A 17,311-nucleotide genomic window follows, 5' to 3' on the forward strand; every position below is an offset into this window, starting at 1 on the left:
CATACCCTTCTTCAATCCGGGGGATTAGGGATGGTTGTCTCGAACCCGGGAACCTGCTCTCCATTCGCGTCCAGCAGGTCATGCTTGACTTCGTGGGGGCGCATGTCGTCGCCGTGGAACCTGGGCTCATGGACGCTCTTGCAGCCCGGGTTCTGCTTGGCGTGTGAGATGGATTTGTTCTCCCACTTCCTCTTCGCACTCTGGTTGGATTTCCTGCCATGCTCGGGGATGAGGTTCTCCGCGATGTTGACGTTTCTGGCATCCGCCGCGCCGCGCTGCGGAATCAGATGTCCCCGGTGGTCGACTCCCGGCTGGTATCCCTCGAGTGTGATGTGGGAGACGCTTTTCTGCTCATAGTTCTTCGGTGGATTGAGCTCGCCCTCGACCCGGATGGGTCTTCCCTGCGGATCCATGTAGTAGACAGCCGCGCCGTTGTCGTACTCGATGCGGCGGGTCCCCTCGGGCATCGGGGTGCCATCTGACAGGAATGCTTCGTCCTTGCCGAGGACGGTCTCGCTGGTCGGGACCTTCTCGGCGTCCGGCGTGTGGCTCGAGTTCGCGTTGGGCCTGACGGCGTGGTCGAGGCCGAGCACATCGACCTGAACCAGCGGATTGGGAGCGTAGGCGTACAGGTTGGCTCCGCCCGCGAGCCCCAACGGATCGCTCTGCAGGTAGCGACCCAGGGTCGGGTCGTAGTAGCGGAAACGGTTGTAGAAGAGCCCCGTGTCGGCGTCGTGATAGTGGCCAGGGAAGCGCAGGTGGAAGGCGAGCTCCGACGACGGGTCCACCTCGACGTGGCCGTAGGGATGGATGTGGTTCGCCCACCACACGACGCGTCCGGCCGCATCTTCGATGCACGAGGGGACGCCGACCTGGTTCGTGAAGAGGGTGTGGACCCGACCGCTCTGGGGAGCCGCATCTTCGCCGTCGTAATCCACGAACAACAGCGGCACCAACGCGTCGTGGGAGGCGTACACGTACACGCGCAGCCGCCGCTCCGGGGACAGCTCGGCCGCAAGCCGCTCTCCGTCCCAGTAGAACCACGTCTGCCGTGCCCCCCGTCCGCAACGGATGCGCCGACCAATGGCGTCATACTCGGCCGTCCAGGGCTCCCCTCGCCCGTCCTCGATGCGCACCAGCATGTCCGCGCTGTTGTACGTGTAGCGCGTGCATGTGCCGTCCCAGCCGTGACGCTCGGCGATGTGGTGGCGGTGGTCGTAGACGAAGCGCTCGTCGTTCGCGGAAGCCAGCCGATTGCCCGCGGCGAGCGTCACCCCGCGAAGTCCCGGCTGCTCGAGCAGGTTGCCCGCGGCATCGCGCCGGTACAGGAAGGCCCCCAGAGGCCCTTCTTGGCTCGTCAGCCGGTGCGCTGCATCCGTGGTGAAGCGCGTCGTGCCCCGCTGGCCGTCCCACGCCTCGAGGAGGTCTCCCTCCGGGGAATAATCGTAGCGGGCCCAGCGCGACTGGAGCGCCCCGTCCTGCGCGTGTTTCCAGGCGAGGCTCGCGCGGAGCCGGCCCTGGTCGTCATATTGGGACAGCTCCTGGGTTCCATTCGCGTGCTGCCGCAGGACCAGTCCCGTTGGCTCCCTCCAGAGCCAGTGCTCCCGCCCCGTCGGGTCTCGCAGGCGCTGTTCCCCGGGTTGCTCGGAGGCGTGGAGTATTGTGGTGAAGGACTCCAGCACCGTCGTTCGCCGCAAGGCCGGCGTCTGCACATGCTCGACGCCCCGACCGTCCCGCAGGTCGTACCTCATCCGCCCGAATGCATCCCGCCGCAGGACGACCTCATGGCTGTCCGTGGAGGCGCGCACCGGGCGGCCTCGCGAGTCGTATTCGAGGCGGTGGGTGCCGCCGGAGCCCAGGTGGCGCACCGCCGTGCGGCCATTGTCTCCGTGCTCGAGGCGCAGCAGCACTCGGCCAAGCGCGTCCCGCTTTTCCAGCAGGCGGTCCCCCGCGTCCCAGGTGTACTCGTCACGCGGCGCCCCATGCCGTCGCACCCGGACGAGCCGGTCCTTCTCATCGTAGTCGTAGGCGCTTGCAGTCCCGCCCGCGTCGACGATGCGTGTCACCCGCTCCGTGGATGAGTACTCGTACTGGAGGGTGTTCCCGAGCGCATCGCTGTCCGTCACCTTCAAATTCCAGCGACCGACGCGGGATTCCCGCTCACGGCCGTCCGCGTCCCGATGCCACACCGTGTTGCCCGAGGAATCATGGCGCCACTCGCGGTGGCGGCCCGCCGCGTCGACTTCTCTGAGCAACCGCCCAAGGCCATCATGGGTGCACACCAGCCGCTGCTCCTGGGCCGCCCCATCGGGGCGGAACCGCACGAGCAGCGCCACCTGCTCCCGGAGCTCCCGCGGTACCTGGGACAGCAGCGTCCGCGAGGCGCCCCGCGCCGCCTGTGGCAGGACTTCCGCCATGGCTCCAAACAAGCGTCCCAGCGGCGTCGTGGGAATCGGGAACATCACCGGCGGAGGGACGCGCGGCAGCTCCTCTGGCGGGGGCAGCATCCGCTGGTAGGGGTCGATTCTCCCCACCAGGGCGCCGTGCGCGTCGTACACCATCTGCGTCACGCGCCCGCCGGAGTCCATCTCCCGCAGCACGCGCCCGTCCGAATCCACCTCTCGCGTCAGGACGCCACCGTACGGGTCCACCTGCTTTCGCAGGGTGAGGTTCTCGTCGTACTGGAAGGTGCTGATGCCCCCCTGCCGCTCCGTGACACAGGTCTCCCGCTTCTCGGAGTCGTACTCGAAGCGCGCCCACCACAGTCCATCCTCGCCCGAGGTCTCCTCGCAGCGGCCCCGCGCGTCATAACGCCACCAGAAGCCGTACCCGGAGGGAGTGCGCATCCGCGTCCAGCGATGCGCGTCGTCATACTGGTACGCGTGGCGGCCACCCTCCGCATCCTCGGACAACACGAGATGCCCATGACGGTCATACTCGTACCGGGCCACCCGCCGCGTGCCGCGCGCCTCCATCCGGAGCACCTCGGTCATCCGGCCCGCGGCGTCGTGGACGAAGCGGTAGCGGCAGGTTCCCTCGGGCGTGTGCTCCGTCACCTCGCACAGCCGCTCGCCCTCGTGGCGCAGCTCCAGCTCGGCCCGCCCGGAGCGCACGAAGCGGGGCCGCGCGACGTCCTCCCCCTTGGCGACCCGCATGACCCATCGCGCCGCGCGGCCCTCGGAGAGCTCCAGGTCTCCATTGTCCAGGCGGCGCAGCACCACCCCGTGCCGCCGCGTCTCGCGCTCGCCCTGCTTCAGCGGCGCGAAGTCGATGACGCGGCCCCGGGCATCCTCATATCGCCACGCCTGGTGGAACAGGTGCAGCGTGTGCTGATACTCGTGCCGGAACCCCCAGCCCAGCACGCCCTGCCGGTCCGCCCGGGCCGTGGTGTAGCGGCGCCGCCAGCAGAAGAGGCCCGGGGGCGGGGAGCGGACGTCCACGAACTCGTCGAAGTTGGCGCCCGTAATCACGTCCACCGGGTGGCCGGCGTTGCAGTGCACACCGTTCTGCGCCTTGCGTGCCGCGCGCAGCTTCTTCACCTTCGACACCAGCGCCTTCAACATCGCCATGCCCGCGCGCATGCCGAGTGCGACGAGCGAGATGGTGGGCGGCCCGCCCACCAGCACGGGCAGGGGAATGGACAGCACCATCGTCGTCGGAAGCACCAGGCTCTTGACGACCTTCTTCTTCTTGAGCCGCGGAATGGGCGGCATTCCCAGGTCCTGGCAGCTCAGGGCGGGCAGGGCCAGGTGGCTGAAGGCATCCCCGTCCACGGACACGGTGGCACTGCCCATGAAGATTTCGGACTCGTTGGCCGGAGGCTTGATGAAGACTCCGCCCATGGGGATATGGGGCGGGAGCGCCATGCCCGAGGAGCCCGCCTGCGCCCGGGGAAGTCCTCCAATCAGCACCGTCGCGCCCAGGATGGGCACGTAGTCCATCGGGTCGAACACCATGCCGATGTGTGGGTGGGGAATCGGGATGGGCGGCACCGGGCCGGGGGGCTGGATGATGTGGATGTCGATTCCCAGCAGCGGGTCCAGGTGCTTGGCGGCGGGCATCATGACGGCATCCCCCGGGAGTCGGAGGGCCGCCAGCGCGGCCCCAGGAGCTTCTCCAGTTGTTGCAGGAGCGGCTGCGCGTGCTCGCGGTACTGCCACGTCCGGGTGAGCCGCAGCATGCCCTCGCCCAGGTAGCCCAGCGTGGACGAGCGGCGTGTCTCCTCATCCATCCGCTGCCCCACCTTGAGGCCCTCCACGCCGCAGCGCCATGAGGCGTCGTGGACCCGCGACAGCTCATGGCAGTAGGCCGCCATGCGCCAGCACTCCAGCAGCATCCGCGTGTCCTGGAGCTGCTCGGCCAGGGGGACCGTCTCCTCGTACACCGCCGCGCCGCGCCCGTATGACGCAGCCGCGACGAGCCCAGCCCCCAGTGCCAGGCGCACCTTCAGCCGCAGGGCGAGCGCGGTGGGCTCTCCCCTCGACTGGGCCTCCAGGGCCGCCGCCTCCGCTTGGCGGTAGGTGCGGATGGCCTCCACGGGCCTGCCCACCGCCAGGTAGCCGGCGCCGAGCGCGAACCAGGAGGCCACCAGCAGGTGTCCCCACTGCTGCTGGTGCGCCACGGCCGCGGCCTGGGCCGCGAGCTGCTCCGCGCGCCCCAAATCCCGGGCTTCGATGGCGCGCCCCAGCTGTACGAACAGGTGGCGGTAGCGGCCATGCGGGGTGTCCAGGCGCCCGGCGGCGGCGGAGACCTCCTCGAGCGCCGCGCCCATGCCCAGGTCCGCCACCCGGGTGCGCACCCTGCGCGCCTGCCGCGAGGCGAGCTCCGCCAACCTCGGGTCCTCCCGCGAGTCGATGCAGACGAGCCGCACGTGGGGCTCGCGGGCACGCTCCACCGCCCGCTCCACCCACAGCCCCCACGCCTGGGCGGGGACGTCGCCCTCCGGCAGGAGCACCAGCACCAGGTGCCTGAACAGGGGCTGGTGGTGGGCATGGAAGGAGGCGGCCGTCTCGTGGAACACGTCCACGGCGTCCGCGTCTCGCGCGGGCCGGGGGGCGCGCCAGGAGGCGTCCGCGCCCGCGGCCGCCAGCTCGTCTCGCACCGCCGCGTACTGCACGGAGAGGGATTCCGCCAGGGCCAGCCCATACCGCGACGGCTCCTCGAAGCCGGGGGTGAGGCGCAGGAACAGGTCGGGCGTGGTGCCGCTCTCATGGTCCTCCACCTGGAAGAACGTCTCCAGCATCTGCCACTCGCCATGGGCGAGGACCCAGTGCAGCAGCCGGGCCTCGGGGTCCTCCGCGAACTCGCGCCACTGGGCCCGCAGCCGTTCGAGGCGCTTCAGGATGGGCGCTCGGATGTCTTGGTCGGCCATGTGCGCGGAAGTCAGTTGATCTTCACCAGCGCGCCGGTGATTTCGTTCAGCGCCGCTCCAGCCGAGCTGACCTTCGGCCCGGATACCGCGACACCCGCGGGGTCCAGCTTCACCGAGCCAGCTCCACCCGCGAGCGAGACCTCCACCGCGCCGGAGATTTCAATCTTCGTGGGCGTGAGCGTGATGGAGCAGCCGCCGCAGCTCAGTGAAATCTCGGTGCCGGAGCTCACCGAAATCTTCCCGCTCTCCTCGATGTGCACCTCTCCCGAGCCGTGCACCAGCTTGATGTAGCTGCCCGCATCGAGCTCCACGTGGCCGCCCTCGAAGGTGAAGGTGGTGGGCCCCTGGGTGAGCTGGTGCTTCACGTCGGCGGTGACCAGGCGCTCGGCGCTCACGGTGAGCTCGTCGTTGGCGGTGACGGTGGTCTGCCGGCCGGCCTCCAGCGTGACGGTCTCCTTGCCGGTGACTGTCTTGGCGCGCGTGCCGCCCACCGAATACGTCTCCTTGCCGTCCACGGTGAGCGTGCGGCTGCCGTTGACGGTGACGGTCTCGTTGGCCTTCACCGTCTCGGTGCGGTTCTCCTCCACGGTGACGGTTTCATCCTTCTTCACCGTCTTGGTGCGGTTGCCGGAGACGGTCATGGACTGCTCGCCGCCCACGCTCTCGGTCTGGTTGACCTTCACGGTGTTGGTCTGGTTCTTCTCCACCGTGTTGGCCTGGTCGTTGTTCACCTGTGTGGTGTGGTCGTGCTCCACCACCTCCACCAGGTCCTTCTGCGCGTGGAGGAACACCTGTTCCTCGCCCTTGGCGTCCTCAAAGCGCAGCTCGTTGTAGCCGTCCCCTCCCGGCGAGCTCTGGGTGCGCAGGGTGCTGCGGGTGCGCTCCTCGGGCAGCTTCGTCGGTGGAGGGTTGCTACCGTTATAGACACAGCCGGTGACCAGGGGCCGGTCGGGGTTGCCCTCCAGGAAGTCGACCACGACTTCCATGCCCACGCGGGGGATGAAGAGCGAGCCGAAGCCGGCCCCCGCCCAGGTCTGCGCCACGCGTACCCAGCACGACGCCTTGTCGTCCTCCGGGCCCACCCGGTCCCAGTGGAACCGCACCTTGATGCGGCCGTGCGTGTCGGTGTGGATCTCCTCCCCCGAGGGGCCCACCACCGTGGCCGTCTGCAGGCCGGGGATGCGGCTGCGCGCCAGGGGGTACTCCGGCCGGAAGGGTACCGACAGCGGAACGCACTCGAAGCGGTTCTCGTACCGCTCCCGCTTCGTCCCATCGCCGGAGTCCTCCCGGGAGAACAGCGGCCGCTCCTCGGGGGCCTCCCCCAGGTGTTCGATGCGAGTGATGAGGTAGGCTTGGTCCAGTTCGGCGCGCGCATGCCCCTGCAGCTCGAAGGTGTACCCCGGACAGAAGCCCGTCACGTTGCCCCGCCCCCGCCCCTTCTTCCGGCCCAACTGCTGGCCCTCGCGCAGCAGGCGAGCGCGCGCGGCCACGTCCTCCTTCGTGTACCGGTGGTTCCCCGTGTCGTACTCCGACAGGGTGAGCTCCGCAGGGTATAGATAGGACTCCCTTCCGCTCTCCTGCTCCTCCTTCGCGTCCTTCGTCAGGTTCAGCCTCGGCCGTGTCCAGTCGAAGTCCCGAACCACCACGCCAGTCGGGCGCAGGGTGCTGGACCAGTCGAACCCCTGGAGTGTCTCCACGTGCGCGAGCCCACCGGCCTGGTTGGCAATCCACACGGGGCCGCCGTCGAGCGTCTGGAGGGGCTGGAAGGGACTATTGGTGTCCACCAGGACGAGCCCCTCTGCGTCACCGGTGTGCTCGAAGTAGAAGGCAATGCCCTCCTCCTTCATCAGCCGCAGGATGAAGTCGAGGTCAGACTCGGCGTACTGCACGCAGTACTCGCGCTTGGGGTACTCACGCTGAAGTGACAGGCGCACCTTGCGTTTGAAAGGAATAAGCGCCTCCTCGATGACGTCCAGGAGCACTTCGGGCACGGACATCTCCTGGAAGATGTACGAGTCGACGCGCTGGGACAGTTCCCAGAGGGCCGGGACGACCTGGACGCGAACCATCGCCTTGTCGGCCAGGGAGCCCAGGTCCTCCACGTGACGCACGATGCCCTGGAGCTGGCGTGACAGCGTGCCGCGCTGGATGCCCAGCGTGCATGTCGCGCCGAGCATCGCGTCGACGTCCGTCAGGGGCCCATCGAACACCAGGTCGACCAGGGCCTCGTAGAGCTCGGACAGGCCCTCGCGTGCCTGGACACGCCGCACATGCCAGGGGGCAAGCGGCGAATCCGAGGAACTGAACGTGTAGCGCACCGCGGACACCGGGCTGCCACCACCGAGCAGCGACAGCACTCCCGAGATGGCCTCGCCTGCATCGCCCTCTCCAAGACTCCTGGCGACCTGTACGGCCGTGGACGCCATCTGTGCCAACTGCTGGCGGCGCTCGTCGAACGCAGACATGCGGTTCTCCAACCAGGCAATGAACAACCAATCAAGAGAGTTCTAGTTTCTTGACGATTGCAATCGCAAGCGTTGGCATCCACATAAGTCATTTACCCGCCCCTGGTGTTCCAGGTGCCACGGCGGATGCGTGTAATTCTTTAGTCATGCCAGACCAGCCAGGAAAGCAAAGAGGGTCAAAACAGACATCCCAGTGAGCCTGTTGCCCATGCCCGCGCAGGTTCCCCGTGGACGTGCGGCGCTGGCTGGCGGAAGCGCTCGGCCTCATCGGCTGAGACGACGAAGCCCGGGCCCCCTCGCGGGGAACCCGGGCTCCGGAAAGTCACTTCACGAAGAAGGTGACGGCGGCTACTCCACCGTCACGCTCTTGGCGAGGTTGCGGGGCTGGTCCACGTCATTCCCGCGCATCTCCGCCACGTGGTAGGCGAGCAACTGCAGGGGAATGGTGGCCACCACCGGCGCCAGCAGCGCGCAGGCGGGAGGAATCCGGATGACGTGGTCGGCCAGGCCGCCGACATGCGCGTCGTCCTCGTCGATGACGGCGATGACCTTGCCGCCGCGCGCGCGGACCTCCTCGATGTTGCCGATGATCTTCTCGTAGGCGACGTGCGGCTGCTTCGGCGCAATCACCACCACCGGCATCTTCTCGTCGATGAGGGCGATGGGGCCGTGCTTCATCTCACCGCCCGCGTAGCCCTCCGCGTGGATGTACGAGATTTCCTTCAGCTTGAGCGCGCCCTCCAGCGCCACCGGGTGCATGGGGCCGCGGCCGAGGAAGAGGAAGTCCTGCGCGTTCATGAACTCACGCGCGACGCGCTTCACCTGCGCCTCGCACTTGAGGACGTCCTCAATCATCTTCGGAATCTGCGTCAGGTGCGTCAGGTGCTCCTGCGCCGCCTGCACCGTGAGGGTGCCACGCATCCGGCCCAGCTTCACCGCCAGCAGGTACAGGGCGACGAGCTGCGTGGTGAACGCCTTGGTGGACGCCACGCCAATCTCCGGGCCCGCGTTGGTGAGCACGGAGAACTCGGCCTCGCGCGTCATCGCGCTGCCAATGACGTTGCAGATGGACATCGCCGTGGCGCCGCGGGACTTGGCCTCCTTGAAGGCCGCCAGCGTGTCCGCCGTCTCACCGGACTGGCTGATGGCGATGGCCAGGTGCGAGCTGTCCACGATGGGGTCGCGGTAGCGGAACTCGCTGGCCAGCTCCACCTCGACGGGCAGGCGCGCCAGCGACTCAATCATGTGCTTGCCGGCGATGCCGGAGTGCCACGACGTGCCGCAGGCCAGGATGGTGATCTTGGTCAGCGAGCGGACCTTCTCCGCGGAGAGGTTCCAACCCTCGAAGTGGACGTCGCCCTCGCTCAGGAGCATCCGGCCGCGCAGCGTGTCGCCGACGGCGCGAGGCTGCTCCCAGATTTCCTTGTGCATGAAGTGCTTGTGGCCGCCCTTCTCCGCCATCATCGGCGTCCAGTCGATGCGGCGCGTGGGCCGGTTCACCAACTGGCCCTGGCGGTTGAAGATGTCGACCTTCGCGGCGCTGACGACGGCGAGGTCTCCCTCCTCCATGTAGACGATGTCGCGCGTGTGCTCGAGCACCGCCGGCACGTCGCTGGCGATGAAGTTCTGCCCCTCGCCGAGGCCCAGCACCATGGGCGACGCGTTCTTGGTGCAGACGATGCGGTTCGGGTCCTTCGCCGACACCACCGCCAGCGCGTAGGTGCCCTTCACGTGCTCGATGGCCGCGCGCACCGCGTCCGGCAGCTCCAGGCCGCGCTCCAGCTCCTCGGAGATGAGGTGGGCGAAGACCTCGGTGTCCGTCTCGGAGGAGAAGGCGTGCCCGCGGCCGCGCAGCGCCTCCTTCAGCGACAGGTGGTTCTCGATGATGCCGTTGTGCACCACCGCCACGTTCTTGTACGTGTGCGGGTGGGCATTCTCGTCGGACGGACGCCCGTGCGTGGCCCACCGCGTGTGGCCGATGCCGATGGTGCCCTGCGGCTGGTCCGCCACCACCCGGCTCTCGAGGTTGCGCAGCTTGCCCGTGGCGCGCACCACGTTGAGCTGGTTGCGACTCACCACCGCCACGCCCGCCGAGTCATACCCCCGGTACTCGAGCTTCTTCAGCCCGGACACGAGGATGGGAGCAGATTCCTTGTCACCGACGTAACCAACAATCCCGCACATATCGACCTCTCTCTCACGCCCACGCCCGCCAGAGCAATCCGGGGCATTCCCCTACAACCCGTGTGGGCAGTTCTCTGGCTGCCCACCAAGCAAGAGCCGCGCCGATCAGCCGGCTTGAACCTTTGACGCCTTGCGCGCCTTCTTCGCGGCCACCCAGCCCTCCTTGGTGACCTGTGGCGTCCGAGACACAGCGAGGCTTCCAGGCGGCACATTTTTCGTCACCGTGGTGCCCGCGCCGACATACGCGCCGTCACCGACCTTCACTGGCGCCACCAGCTGCGTGTCGGAGCCGATGAACACCCCGTCACCCAGTTCAGTGACGTGCTTGTTCACCCCGTCATAGTTACAGGTGATGGTGCCCGCCCCGACGTTGCACCCGGCGCCAATCTTCGCGTCGCCCAGGTACGTCAGGTGGTTGGCCTTGGAACCCTTGCCGATCTGCGCCTTCTTCGTTTCCACGAAGTTGCCCAGATGCACATCCTCGGCCAACTCCGTTCCGGGGCGCAGGCGGGCGAACGGGCCAATGACGTTCCGCTCGCCGACCTTCGCCTCCTCCAGCACGGAGTAGGGCTTGATGACGGTGCCGTCCGCCACGGTGGAGGCGGTGATGACGCTGCCCTGCCCAATAGTGACGCCCTTGCCGATGATGGTCCCCGAGGAGAGCGTCACGCAGGGGCCCACCTCGGTGTCCGCGCCGATGATGACGCCTTCCTCGATGTAGGCCGTGGCCGGGTCCTGGATGGACACGCCCGCGCGCATGTGCGCCTCGTTGATGCGCTGCTGGAGCACGCGAGCGCGCGCCGCCAGCTCCACCTTGTCATTCACCCCGGCCGTCTCCGTGGCGTCCGCCTCCACCGAGCCCACCGGGCCCTGCTTCGCGGCCATCTCCACCAGGTCCGTGAGGTAGTACTCGCCCTGCGCGTTCGCCGGCTTGATTTGCGCCAGCGCCTTCCAGAGGAAGTCCGCGTCGACGGAGTAGATGCCCGCGTTGCACTCGCGCACCGCGCGCTGCTCCGGGGTGGCGTCCTTGTGCTCGACGATGCGGGCCACCTTGCCACCCTCGCGGATGACGCGGCCGTAGCCGGTGGGGTCCTCCAGCACGGTGGACACGAGCGCCAGGGCCCCGCCCGCCTTGTCGTGCGCGGCGAGCAGCGCCTGCAGCGTCTCGCGGCGCAGCAGCGGCACGTCGCCATAGAGGATGAGGATGCGGCCGGAGTACCCCTTCAGGGCCTCCTCCGCCGAGCGCACCGCGTCCGCGGTGCCACGCTGCTCACGCTGCAGGGCGAAGTGCAGCGGAGCGTCCGGGAAGAAGGCCCGAATCGTCTTCTCCACCGCCTCCGCCTGGTGCCCCACCACCGGCACCACGGACGAAGCGCCCAGTTCGAGGGCCCGATTCAGGGGATACGCACAAATGGGTCTGCCGAGGATGGGGTGAAGGACCTTGGCCTTCTCCGACTTCATCCGCGTGCCCTTACCCGCGCACAGCACCACCGCCGCCAGAGCTGTCATGCGGCGGAGAATTAGGGACAGGGAATCGAGTCGTCAACCGCACCTGCAGGAGAAGCCTCCCCGGTGTCAACCGGCGGAGGCCGGGCGCTGACCGCCACACTCAGCGAGTTGCTCTGCACGGAAATCCCGAAGCTGGGCTTCAGGAAGACCGTCACCCCACCCGAGGGCGGTACGGACCCGGGCAGTGTCTTTTTCTCGGGCGCGACTGGCGTGCTCATACGCGATTCCCCCGATGACGGTTCAGGATTTCCAAAGGATGCACCCAATCAGGACACAATCCAAGAGGAAAAATTCTACCTCGCTGAAACCCTGGTTCTGGGAAGTCGGTTCGTGCATACCGGGAGTCCTGTAGTCCGTCAGGCGCTCCGGAGTCCCGACCCTGAAGGGTGGGTTTCTGTCCCCTGGGTAACATCATACCCAGACTGAAGGCCAGGCTGGGACGTTCACGCGCCGTGTGAGGAGGCTGAACCGGTGAAGGACACGAGCTTCAGGAGTGAAGCGGCGCGCCCCGGCGCACGCGTGGCGGTGTCGGCGGCACGGAGCCTGGCGCTGGCGGTGGTGCTGCTGACGTGCGTGGCGCACGCGGCGCGCCCGTACCGGGGCGGCGCGGTGGCCACGGCCTACCCGCAGGCGAGCGCCGCGGCGCTGGAGATGCTGGAGAAGGGCGGCAACGCGACGGACGCGGCGGTGGCGGCGGCCTTCGTCGCGGCGGTGGTGGGGCCGTACCACTCGGGCATCGGCGGCGGCGGCTTCGCGCTGGTGCACGACGGCAAGAGCGGCGAGACGAAGGTGCTCGACTTCCGCGAGGTGGCGCCGAAAGCGGCCACGCGCGACATGTACGTGAAGGACGGCAAGGTGGTGCCGGGCCTGTCCACGGACGGCCCGCTGGCGGTGGCGGTGCCGGGCGCGGTGGCGGGCTACCTCCAAATCCTGAAGGAGCACGGGAAGCTGCCCCCGTCCGTCGTGCTGGCGCCGGCCATTGCCGCCGCGAAGAAGGGCATCTGGGTGACGCCGCGCTACCACTCCATGGGGGCCGGAAGGCTGGAGTGCCTGCGCAAGGACGCGGAGGCCTCGCGCGTGTTCCTGGTGAAGAACGCGGAGGGCGTGCCGGACATGCCCCCGCTGGGGCACGTCATCAAGCAGCCGGACCTGGCGCGCACGCTGAGCGGAATCGCCAGGGGCGGCGCGAAGGCGTTCTATTCGGGCACCGTCGCCAAGGCGATTGCGGACACGGTGCAGGCCGGCGGCGGCGTGCTGACGGTGGAGGACCTGGCCGCGTACAAGACGCGCCCCCGCCAGCCGCTGGAGGGCAGCTACCGCGGCTTCCGCATCCTCACCATGCCTCCGCCGAGCGCGGGCGGCGTGGCGGTGCTTCAAGTCCTGGGCGCCCTGGAGAAGCTGCGCCCGCAGGGCATGGCCTTCAGGGACCCGGAGGCGCTGCACCTCTACGTGGAGGCGGTGCGGCGGGCCTACGTGGACCGGGCGAAGTACCTGGGTGACCCGGACTTCTCGGACGTGCCCACGGCGCGGCTGGTGTCCCCCGGCCACATCGCGGACATCGCGGGCTCCATCGACGCGAAGAAGGCCACGGCGAGCGCGTCGCTGCTGCCGCCGGTGCCGGGCGCACAGGGCTCCACGCTGACGGACAAGCCCGCGGTGCTGACGCCGGAGCCGGAGCGCAAGAACACCACGCACATCTCCGTCATCGACAAGGACGGCAACGCGGTGGCCATGACGACCACCGTCAACTACGGCTTCGGCTCGTGCGTGGTGGCCAAGGGCACGGGCGTGCTGCTCAACGACGAGATGGACGACTTCTCGGCGCAGCCCGGCGTGCCCAACGCGTACGGCCTCATCACCGGCGAGCCCAACGCGATTCAACCCGGCAAGGTGCCGCAGTCCTCCATGTCCCCCACGCTGGTGTTCTCCAAGGAGGACCCGAAGAAGGTGATGCTGGCGGTGGGCAGCCCGGGCGGCTCCACCATCCCCACCACCGTCATCCAGGTCATCAGCAACCTGGTGGACAGCGGCATGGACGTGGCGCGCGCGGTGAACGAGGGCCGCGTGCACCACCAGTACATGCCGGACGAGCTGTGGGTGGACAAGTGGGGCCTGGAGCCGGCGACGCTGTCGGTGCTGGAGGCCAAGGGCCACAAGGTGCGCCGGGTGGACCAGTGGGGCGACGCGGAGGCGGTGTTCGTGGACCCGAAGACGGGCCTGCGCTACTCCGCGAGCGACCCGCGCAACGAGGGCGTGGCCCTGGGGCAGGACTGAAGCCTTGCCAGAGCCCGTTCCCATCTTCGACGCGCACCTGCACCCCGAGGGCCTGACGGACCAGGACCTGGAGTCGATGCGTTTCTTCGGAGTGGAGCGGGCGCTGGTGGTGGCGCACCACTTCCCGGAGCCCACGTCCAAGGCGCTCTTGCGCCACTTCGACGACCTGGTGGAGCGCCAGCTCCCCCGGCTGGAGCGCGTGGGCATCCGCGCCTATGCCGCGCTCGGCGTGCACCCGCGCTGCATCCCCCGGCGCGGGCTGTCGGAAGTCCTCTCCGCCCTGCCCGACTACTTCCAGGGCGGCCGCGTGGTGGCCCTGGGCGAGACGGGGCTGCACGTGGGCGGCGAGGAGGAGGAAGAGGCCTTCCTGGAGCAGCTCGCGCTGGCCCGGAGCCTCAAGCTGCGCGTGGTGGTGCACACGCCCACCGTGGACAAGGAGCGCCACACGCGGCGCATCCTCACGCTCTTGCGCCAGTCCGGCGTGCTGGCCTCGCGCGTGCTGGTGGACCACGCCAACGCGCGCACGGTGCGCACCATCCTCGAGGTGGGCCACTGGGCGGGGCTGACGCTGCACCCGGAAGCGCTCAAGGCCGAGCGCGCGGTGGCGGTGGTGCGGCGGCTGGGCAGCGAGCGGCTGGTGCTCAACTCCGACGCGGGCGACGGCGCGGGGGACATCCTCGGCCTGGCGCGCCTGGCCAACCTCCTGGCCAAGGCCAACCTCTCCGAGCGCATCGTCCACCGCATCGCCCGCGACAACGCCATCCGCTTCTTCCAGGTGAGCAGCTGAGCGCCTGCCTCCCTGCTCGCTGCAACTTCTCACAGCCAGAGAGCCGACCCGGGTAGCGGCGGCCCTGCCTGCGGATTTCTTCGACGAATTGGCGCGCTCGTCGTCATTCCAGGAGGACCTTGCAGCGGAAATACCCCACGCCCCCACCCGTTGCCCCAGCCCCTGTTCAGGGAGGGCATTTGCGTCTCACGCTCGTCATCATCGTCACCCTCGCGCTCGCGGGGTGCGCCGCTCGCCCCTCCTCCCTCAAGCCCGCCCCGCCCATTGGAGCCGCGCGGCTGGAGCCCGACGCGGGGCGCCATCTCGCCACCACCCCCGAGCGCTTCCTCGCGGCCTGCGCGGAGGACATCCAGCGGGCCCGGGCCCACGTGGAGGCGCTGTTGGCCCTGCGCCCGCCGCGGGACACGGTGGAGGCCCTCACCTCCTACGACGACGCCATCGCCCTGCTGGACGACGCCGTGGCGCGCTCCGGAATCGCCGCCAACGCCCACCCGGACGCCACCTTCCGGGAGGCGGGCCGCACGTGCGAGCAGGAGGTGGAGGCGGCGCGCACGGACCTCTCGCTGGACCACCGCCTGTACGAGGCGCTGGCGGCGCTGGAGCTGGACGGGCAGGACGCGGCCACGCGGCGCTGGGTGGCGCGGGTGCTGCGCGACTTCCGGCGCGCCGGCGTGGACCGGGACGCGGCCACGCGCCAGAAGCTGCGGGAGCTGCACGAGCAGCTCACCTGGCTGGGCCAGGAGTTCGGCCGCCACATCCTGGAGGACGTACGGCACGTGGACGTGGCGCCCCAGGCGCTGGAGGGGCTGCCCGAGGACTTCGTGCGCGCACACCCGCCCGGAGCGGATGGCCGCGTGCGCATCACCACCGAGACGCCGGACTACCTGCCCTTCATGGCGTACGCACGCGGCGACGCGGCCCGCGAGGCGCTCTGGCGCGTCAACCGGCTGCGCGGCCACCCGGAAAACCTCGAGACGCTGTCGCGCCTGCTCGAGACGCGCCACGCGCTGGCCACGCTTTTGGGCTACCCCAACTGGGCCGCCTATGCCTCCGAGGACAAGATGGTGCGCGGGCCCCAGGCCGCCGCGGACTTCATCGAGCGGCTGTCCACCGCCGCCGAAGCGCGCGCGCGCGACGACTACGCCGCGCTGCTCGCGCGCAAGCGGAAGGACACGCCGGGCGCCACCGGGGTGGAGCCCTGGGAGCAGGCCTTCCTTGAGGACCGCGTGCGCGACGAGCAGTACCACTACGACTCGCGAGAGGTGCGCTCGTACTTCGAATACACCCGGGTGAAGCAGGGCCTGCTGGACATCACCGCGCGCCTCTTCGGGCTCACCTACCGCCGCGTGCCGGACGCGCCCGTGTGGCACCCGGACGTGGAGGTCTGGGACGTCTACGAGGGCGGCACGCGGCTGGGTCGCTTCTACCTGGACATGCACTCGCGCCCGGACAAGTACACGCACTCGGCGCAGTGGGACCTGGCCACCGGCCGCGCCGGGAAGACGCTCCCGGAGGGCGTGCTGACGTGCAACTTCCCCCGGCCCGGCGCCCACCCCGCCCTGCTCCAGCACAGCGAGGTGCGCGCCTTCTTCCACGAGTTCGGCCACCTGCTGCACCACATCCTCGGCGGCCGCACGCGCTGGGCCGGCCTGTCCGGCTCCCGCACCGAGCGCGACTTCGTGGAGGCCCCCGCCCAGGTGCTGGAGGAGTGGGCCTGGCGCCCCGAGTCCCTCCAGCGCTTCGCCCGGCACGTCGTCACCGGCGAGCCGCTGCCCGCGGACACCATCGCCCGGATGCGGCGCGCGGATGCCTTCGGCAAGGGACTGTGGCTGCGCCAGCAGCTCTTCTACGCCGCCGTCAGCCTCCAGCTGCACACGGCCGACCCGGCGAACCTGGACACCACCACGCAGGTGAAGGCGCTGCAGGAGCGCTACCTGCCCTTCCGCACCGCGAGCGACGCCTACGTCCACCTCTCCTTCACCCAGCTCGACGGCTACTACTCCTCCGCCTACTACGCCTACCTCTGGTCGCTCGTCATCGCGCGGGACTTGCTCACGCCCTTCCAGCAGCACGGGCTGATGGACCCCGCCACCGCGCGGCGCTACCGGGACGCCGTGCTGGGGCCGGGCGGCTCCAAGGACGCGGCCGACCTGGTGAGGGACTTCCTCGGCCGCGACTACGGCTTCAGCGCCTACACCCGCTGGCTGGACGGCGCCTGACGCTCCACGCCAGAGGCTGTAAAAGCACGGGGCCCCGCGATGTGAATCGCGAGGCCCCATGTGTTGTGAATCGGTCAATCCCCGTCAGCTCCGCCAACGCGGAGTGAGGAGTCAGTGCACCGCGGGTGCGAGCGTGGACGTCTCCGGCTGCAGGGTGATGGCCTGCGCGTCGGGATCCAACCGCACCTGCACGGGCACGCCCTGGAACCGGTACTGGGCCAGGGAATCCGCCGCGCCGTCGAGCAGAAGCTGGTAGCGCTCCTCCAGCTCCACCGCGATCAGCATCATCGTCTCGCCCGCGTCCTCGACGCCCGGGCGGTACACCTGGCACCGCTGGAACCGCGCCCAGCGACCGTTCTGCATCTTCACCAGCTCGCCGTCGTAAGCCATGCGCAGCTCCTCTGCTGTAAATCCGACGGTTGGCAATGTAGGGATGAATTAACTTCGTGTCACCCCCCCTCTTGAAAATTCGTCAATCGCCTCGAAATCCAGTCGCTTACAC

At 69.1% G+C, this 17,311-nt stretch carries 9 protein-coding genes; 3 read left to right on the forward strand and 6 right to left on the reverse strand.

Translation table 11 applies throughout. From position 1 onward, the window contains the following. Positions 1-11: 11 nt before the first annotated feature. From OV427_RS11760 to glmU, 5 genes are all read right to left on the reverse strand, one after another. Positions 12-4,064, reverse strand: coding sequence for an RHS repeat-associated core domain-containing protein (locus tag OV427_RS11760; RefSeq protein WP_267856172.1), 4,053 nt, complete (start codon positions 4,062-4,064; stop codon positions 12-14). After that, positions 4,061-5,371, reverse strand: a complete 1,311-nt coding sequence (locus OV427_RS11765) for a hypothetical protein (RefSeq protein WP_267856173.1) — start codon at positions 5,369-5,371, stop codon at positions 4,061-4,063. The genes OV427_RS11760 and OV427_RS11765 overlap by 4 nt, the downstream gene beginning before the upstream one ends. A gap of 11 nt (positions 5,372-5,382) precedes the next feature. After that, positions 5,383-7,836, reverse strand: a complete 2,454-nt coding sequence (locus OV427_RS11770) for a type VI secretion system Vgr family protein (protein ID WP_267856174.1) — start codon at positions 7,834-7,836, stop codon at positions 5,383-5,385. Between the two features lie 348 nt (positions 7,837-8,184). Beyond that, the gene (gene glmS / locus OV427_RS11775) at positions 8,185-10,020 is read right to left on the reverse strand and encodes a glutamine--fructose-6-phosphate transaminase (isomerizing) (RefSeq protein WP_267856175.1); all 1,836 of its coding nucleotides are present in this window, start codon (positions 10,018-10,020) and stop codon (positions 8,185-8,187) included. Positions 10,021-10,125: 105 nt separating this feature from the next. After that, positions 10,126-11,529, reverse strand: a complete 1,404-nt coding sequence (gene glmU, locus OV427_RS11780; RefSeq protein WP_267856176.1) for a bifunctional UDP-N-acetylglucosamine diphosphorylase/glucosamine-1-phosphate N-acetyltransferase GlmU — start codon at positions 11,527-11,529, stop codon at positions 10,126-10,128. 519 nt (positions 11,530-12,048) lie between these two features. Between glmU and ggt the strand changes: the two genes are divergently transcribed. From ggt to OV427_RS11795, 3 genes are all read left to right on the forward strand, one after another. Continuing rightward, entirely contained in the window at positions 12,049-13,803 is a 1,755-nt protein-coding gene (gene ggt / locus OV427_RS11785) for a gamma-glutamyltransferase (protein ID WP_420718355.1), read from the forward strand. Between the two features lie 4 nt (positions 13,804-13,807). Continuing rightward, on the forward strand, positions 13,808-14,590 hold the full coding sequence (locus OV427_RS11790; RefSeq protein WP_267856177.1) for a TatD family hydrolase: 783 nt from the start codon (positions 13,808-13,810) through the stop codon (positions 14,588-14,590). 179 nt (positions 14,591-14,769) lie between these two features. Then, a complete protein-coding gene (locus OV427_RS11795) occupies positions 14,770-16,809 on the forward strand; it encodes a M3 family metallopeptidase (RefSeq protein WP_267856178.1) in 2,040 nt (679 codons plus the stop codon). Positions 16,810-16,920: 111 nt separating this feature from the next. Here OV427_RS11795 and OV427_RS11800 read toward each other — a convergent pair whose 3' ends face one another. Next, positions 16,921-17,199, reverse strand: a complete 279-nt coding sequence (locus OV427_RS11800; protein WP_267856179.1) for a hypothetical protein — start codon at positions 17,197-17,199, stop codon at positions 16,921-16,923. Between the last annotated feature and the right edge of the window lie 112 nt (positions 17,200-17,311).

The organism is Pyxidicoccus sp. MSG2 (assembly GCF_026626705.1).
Classification (GTDB): domain Bacteria; phylum Myxococcota; class Myxococcia; order Myxococcales; family Myxococcaceae; genus Myxococcus.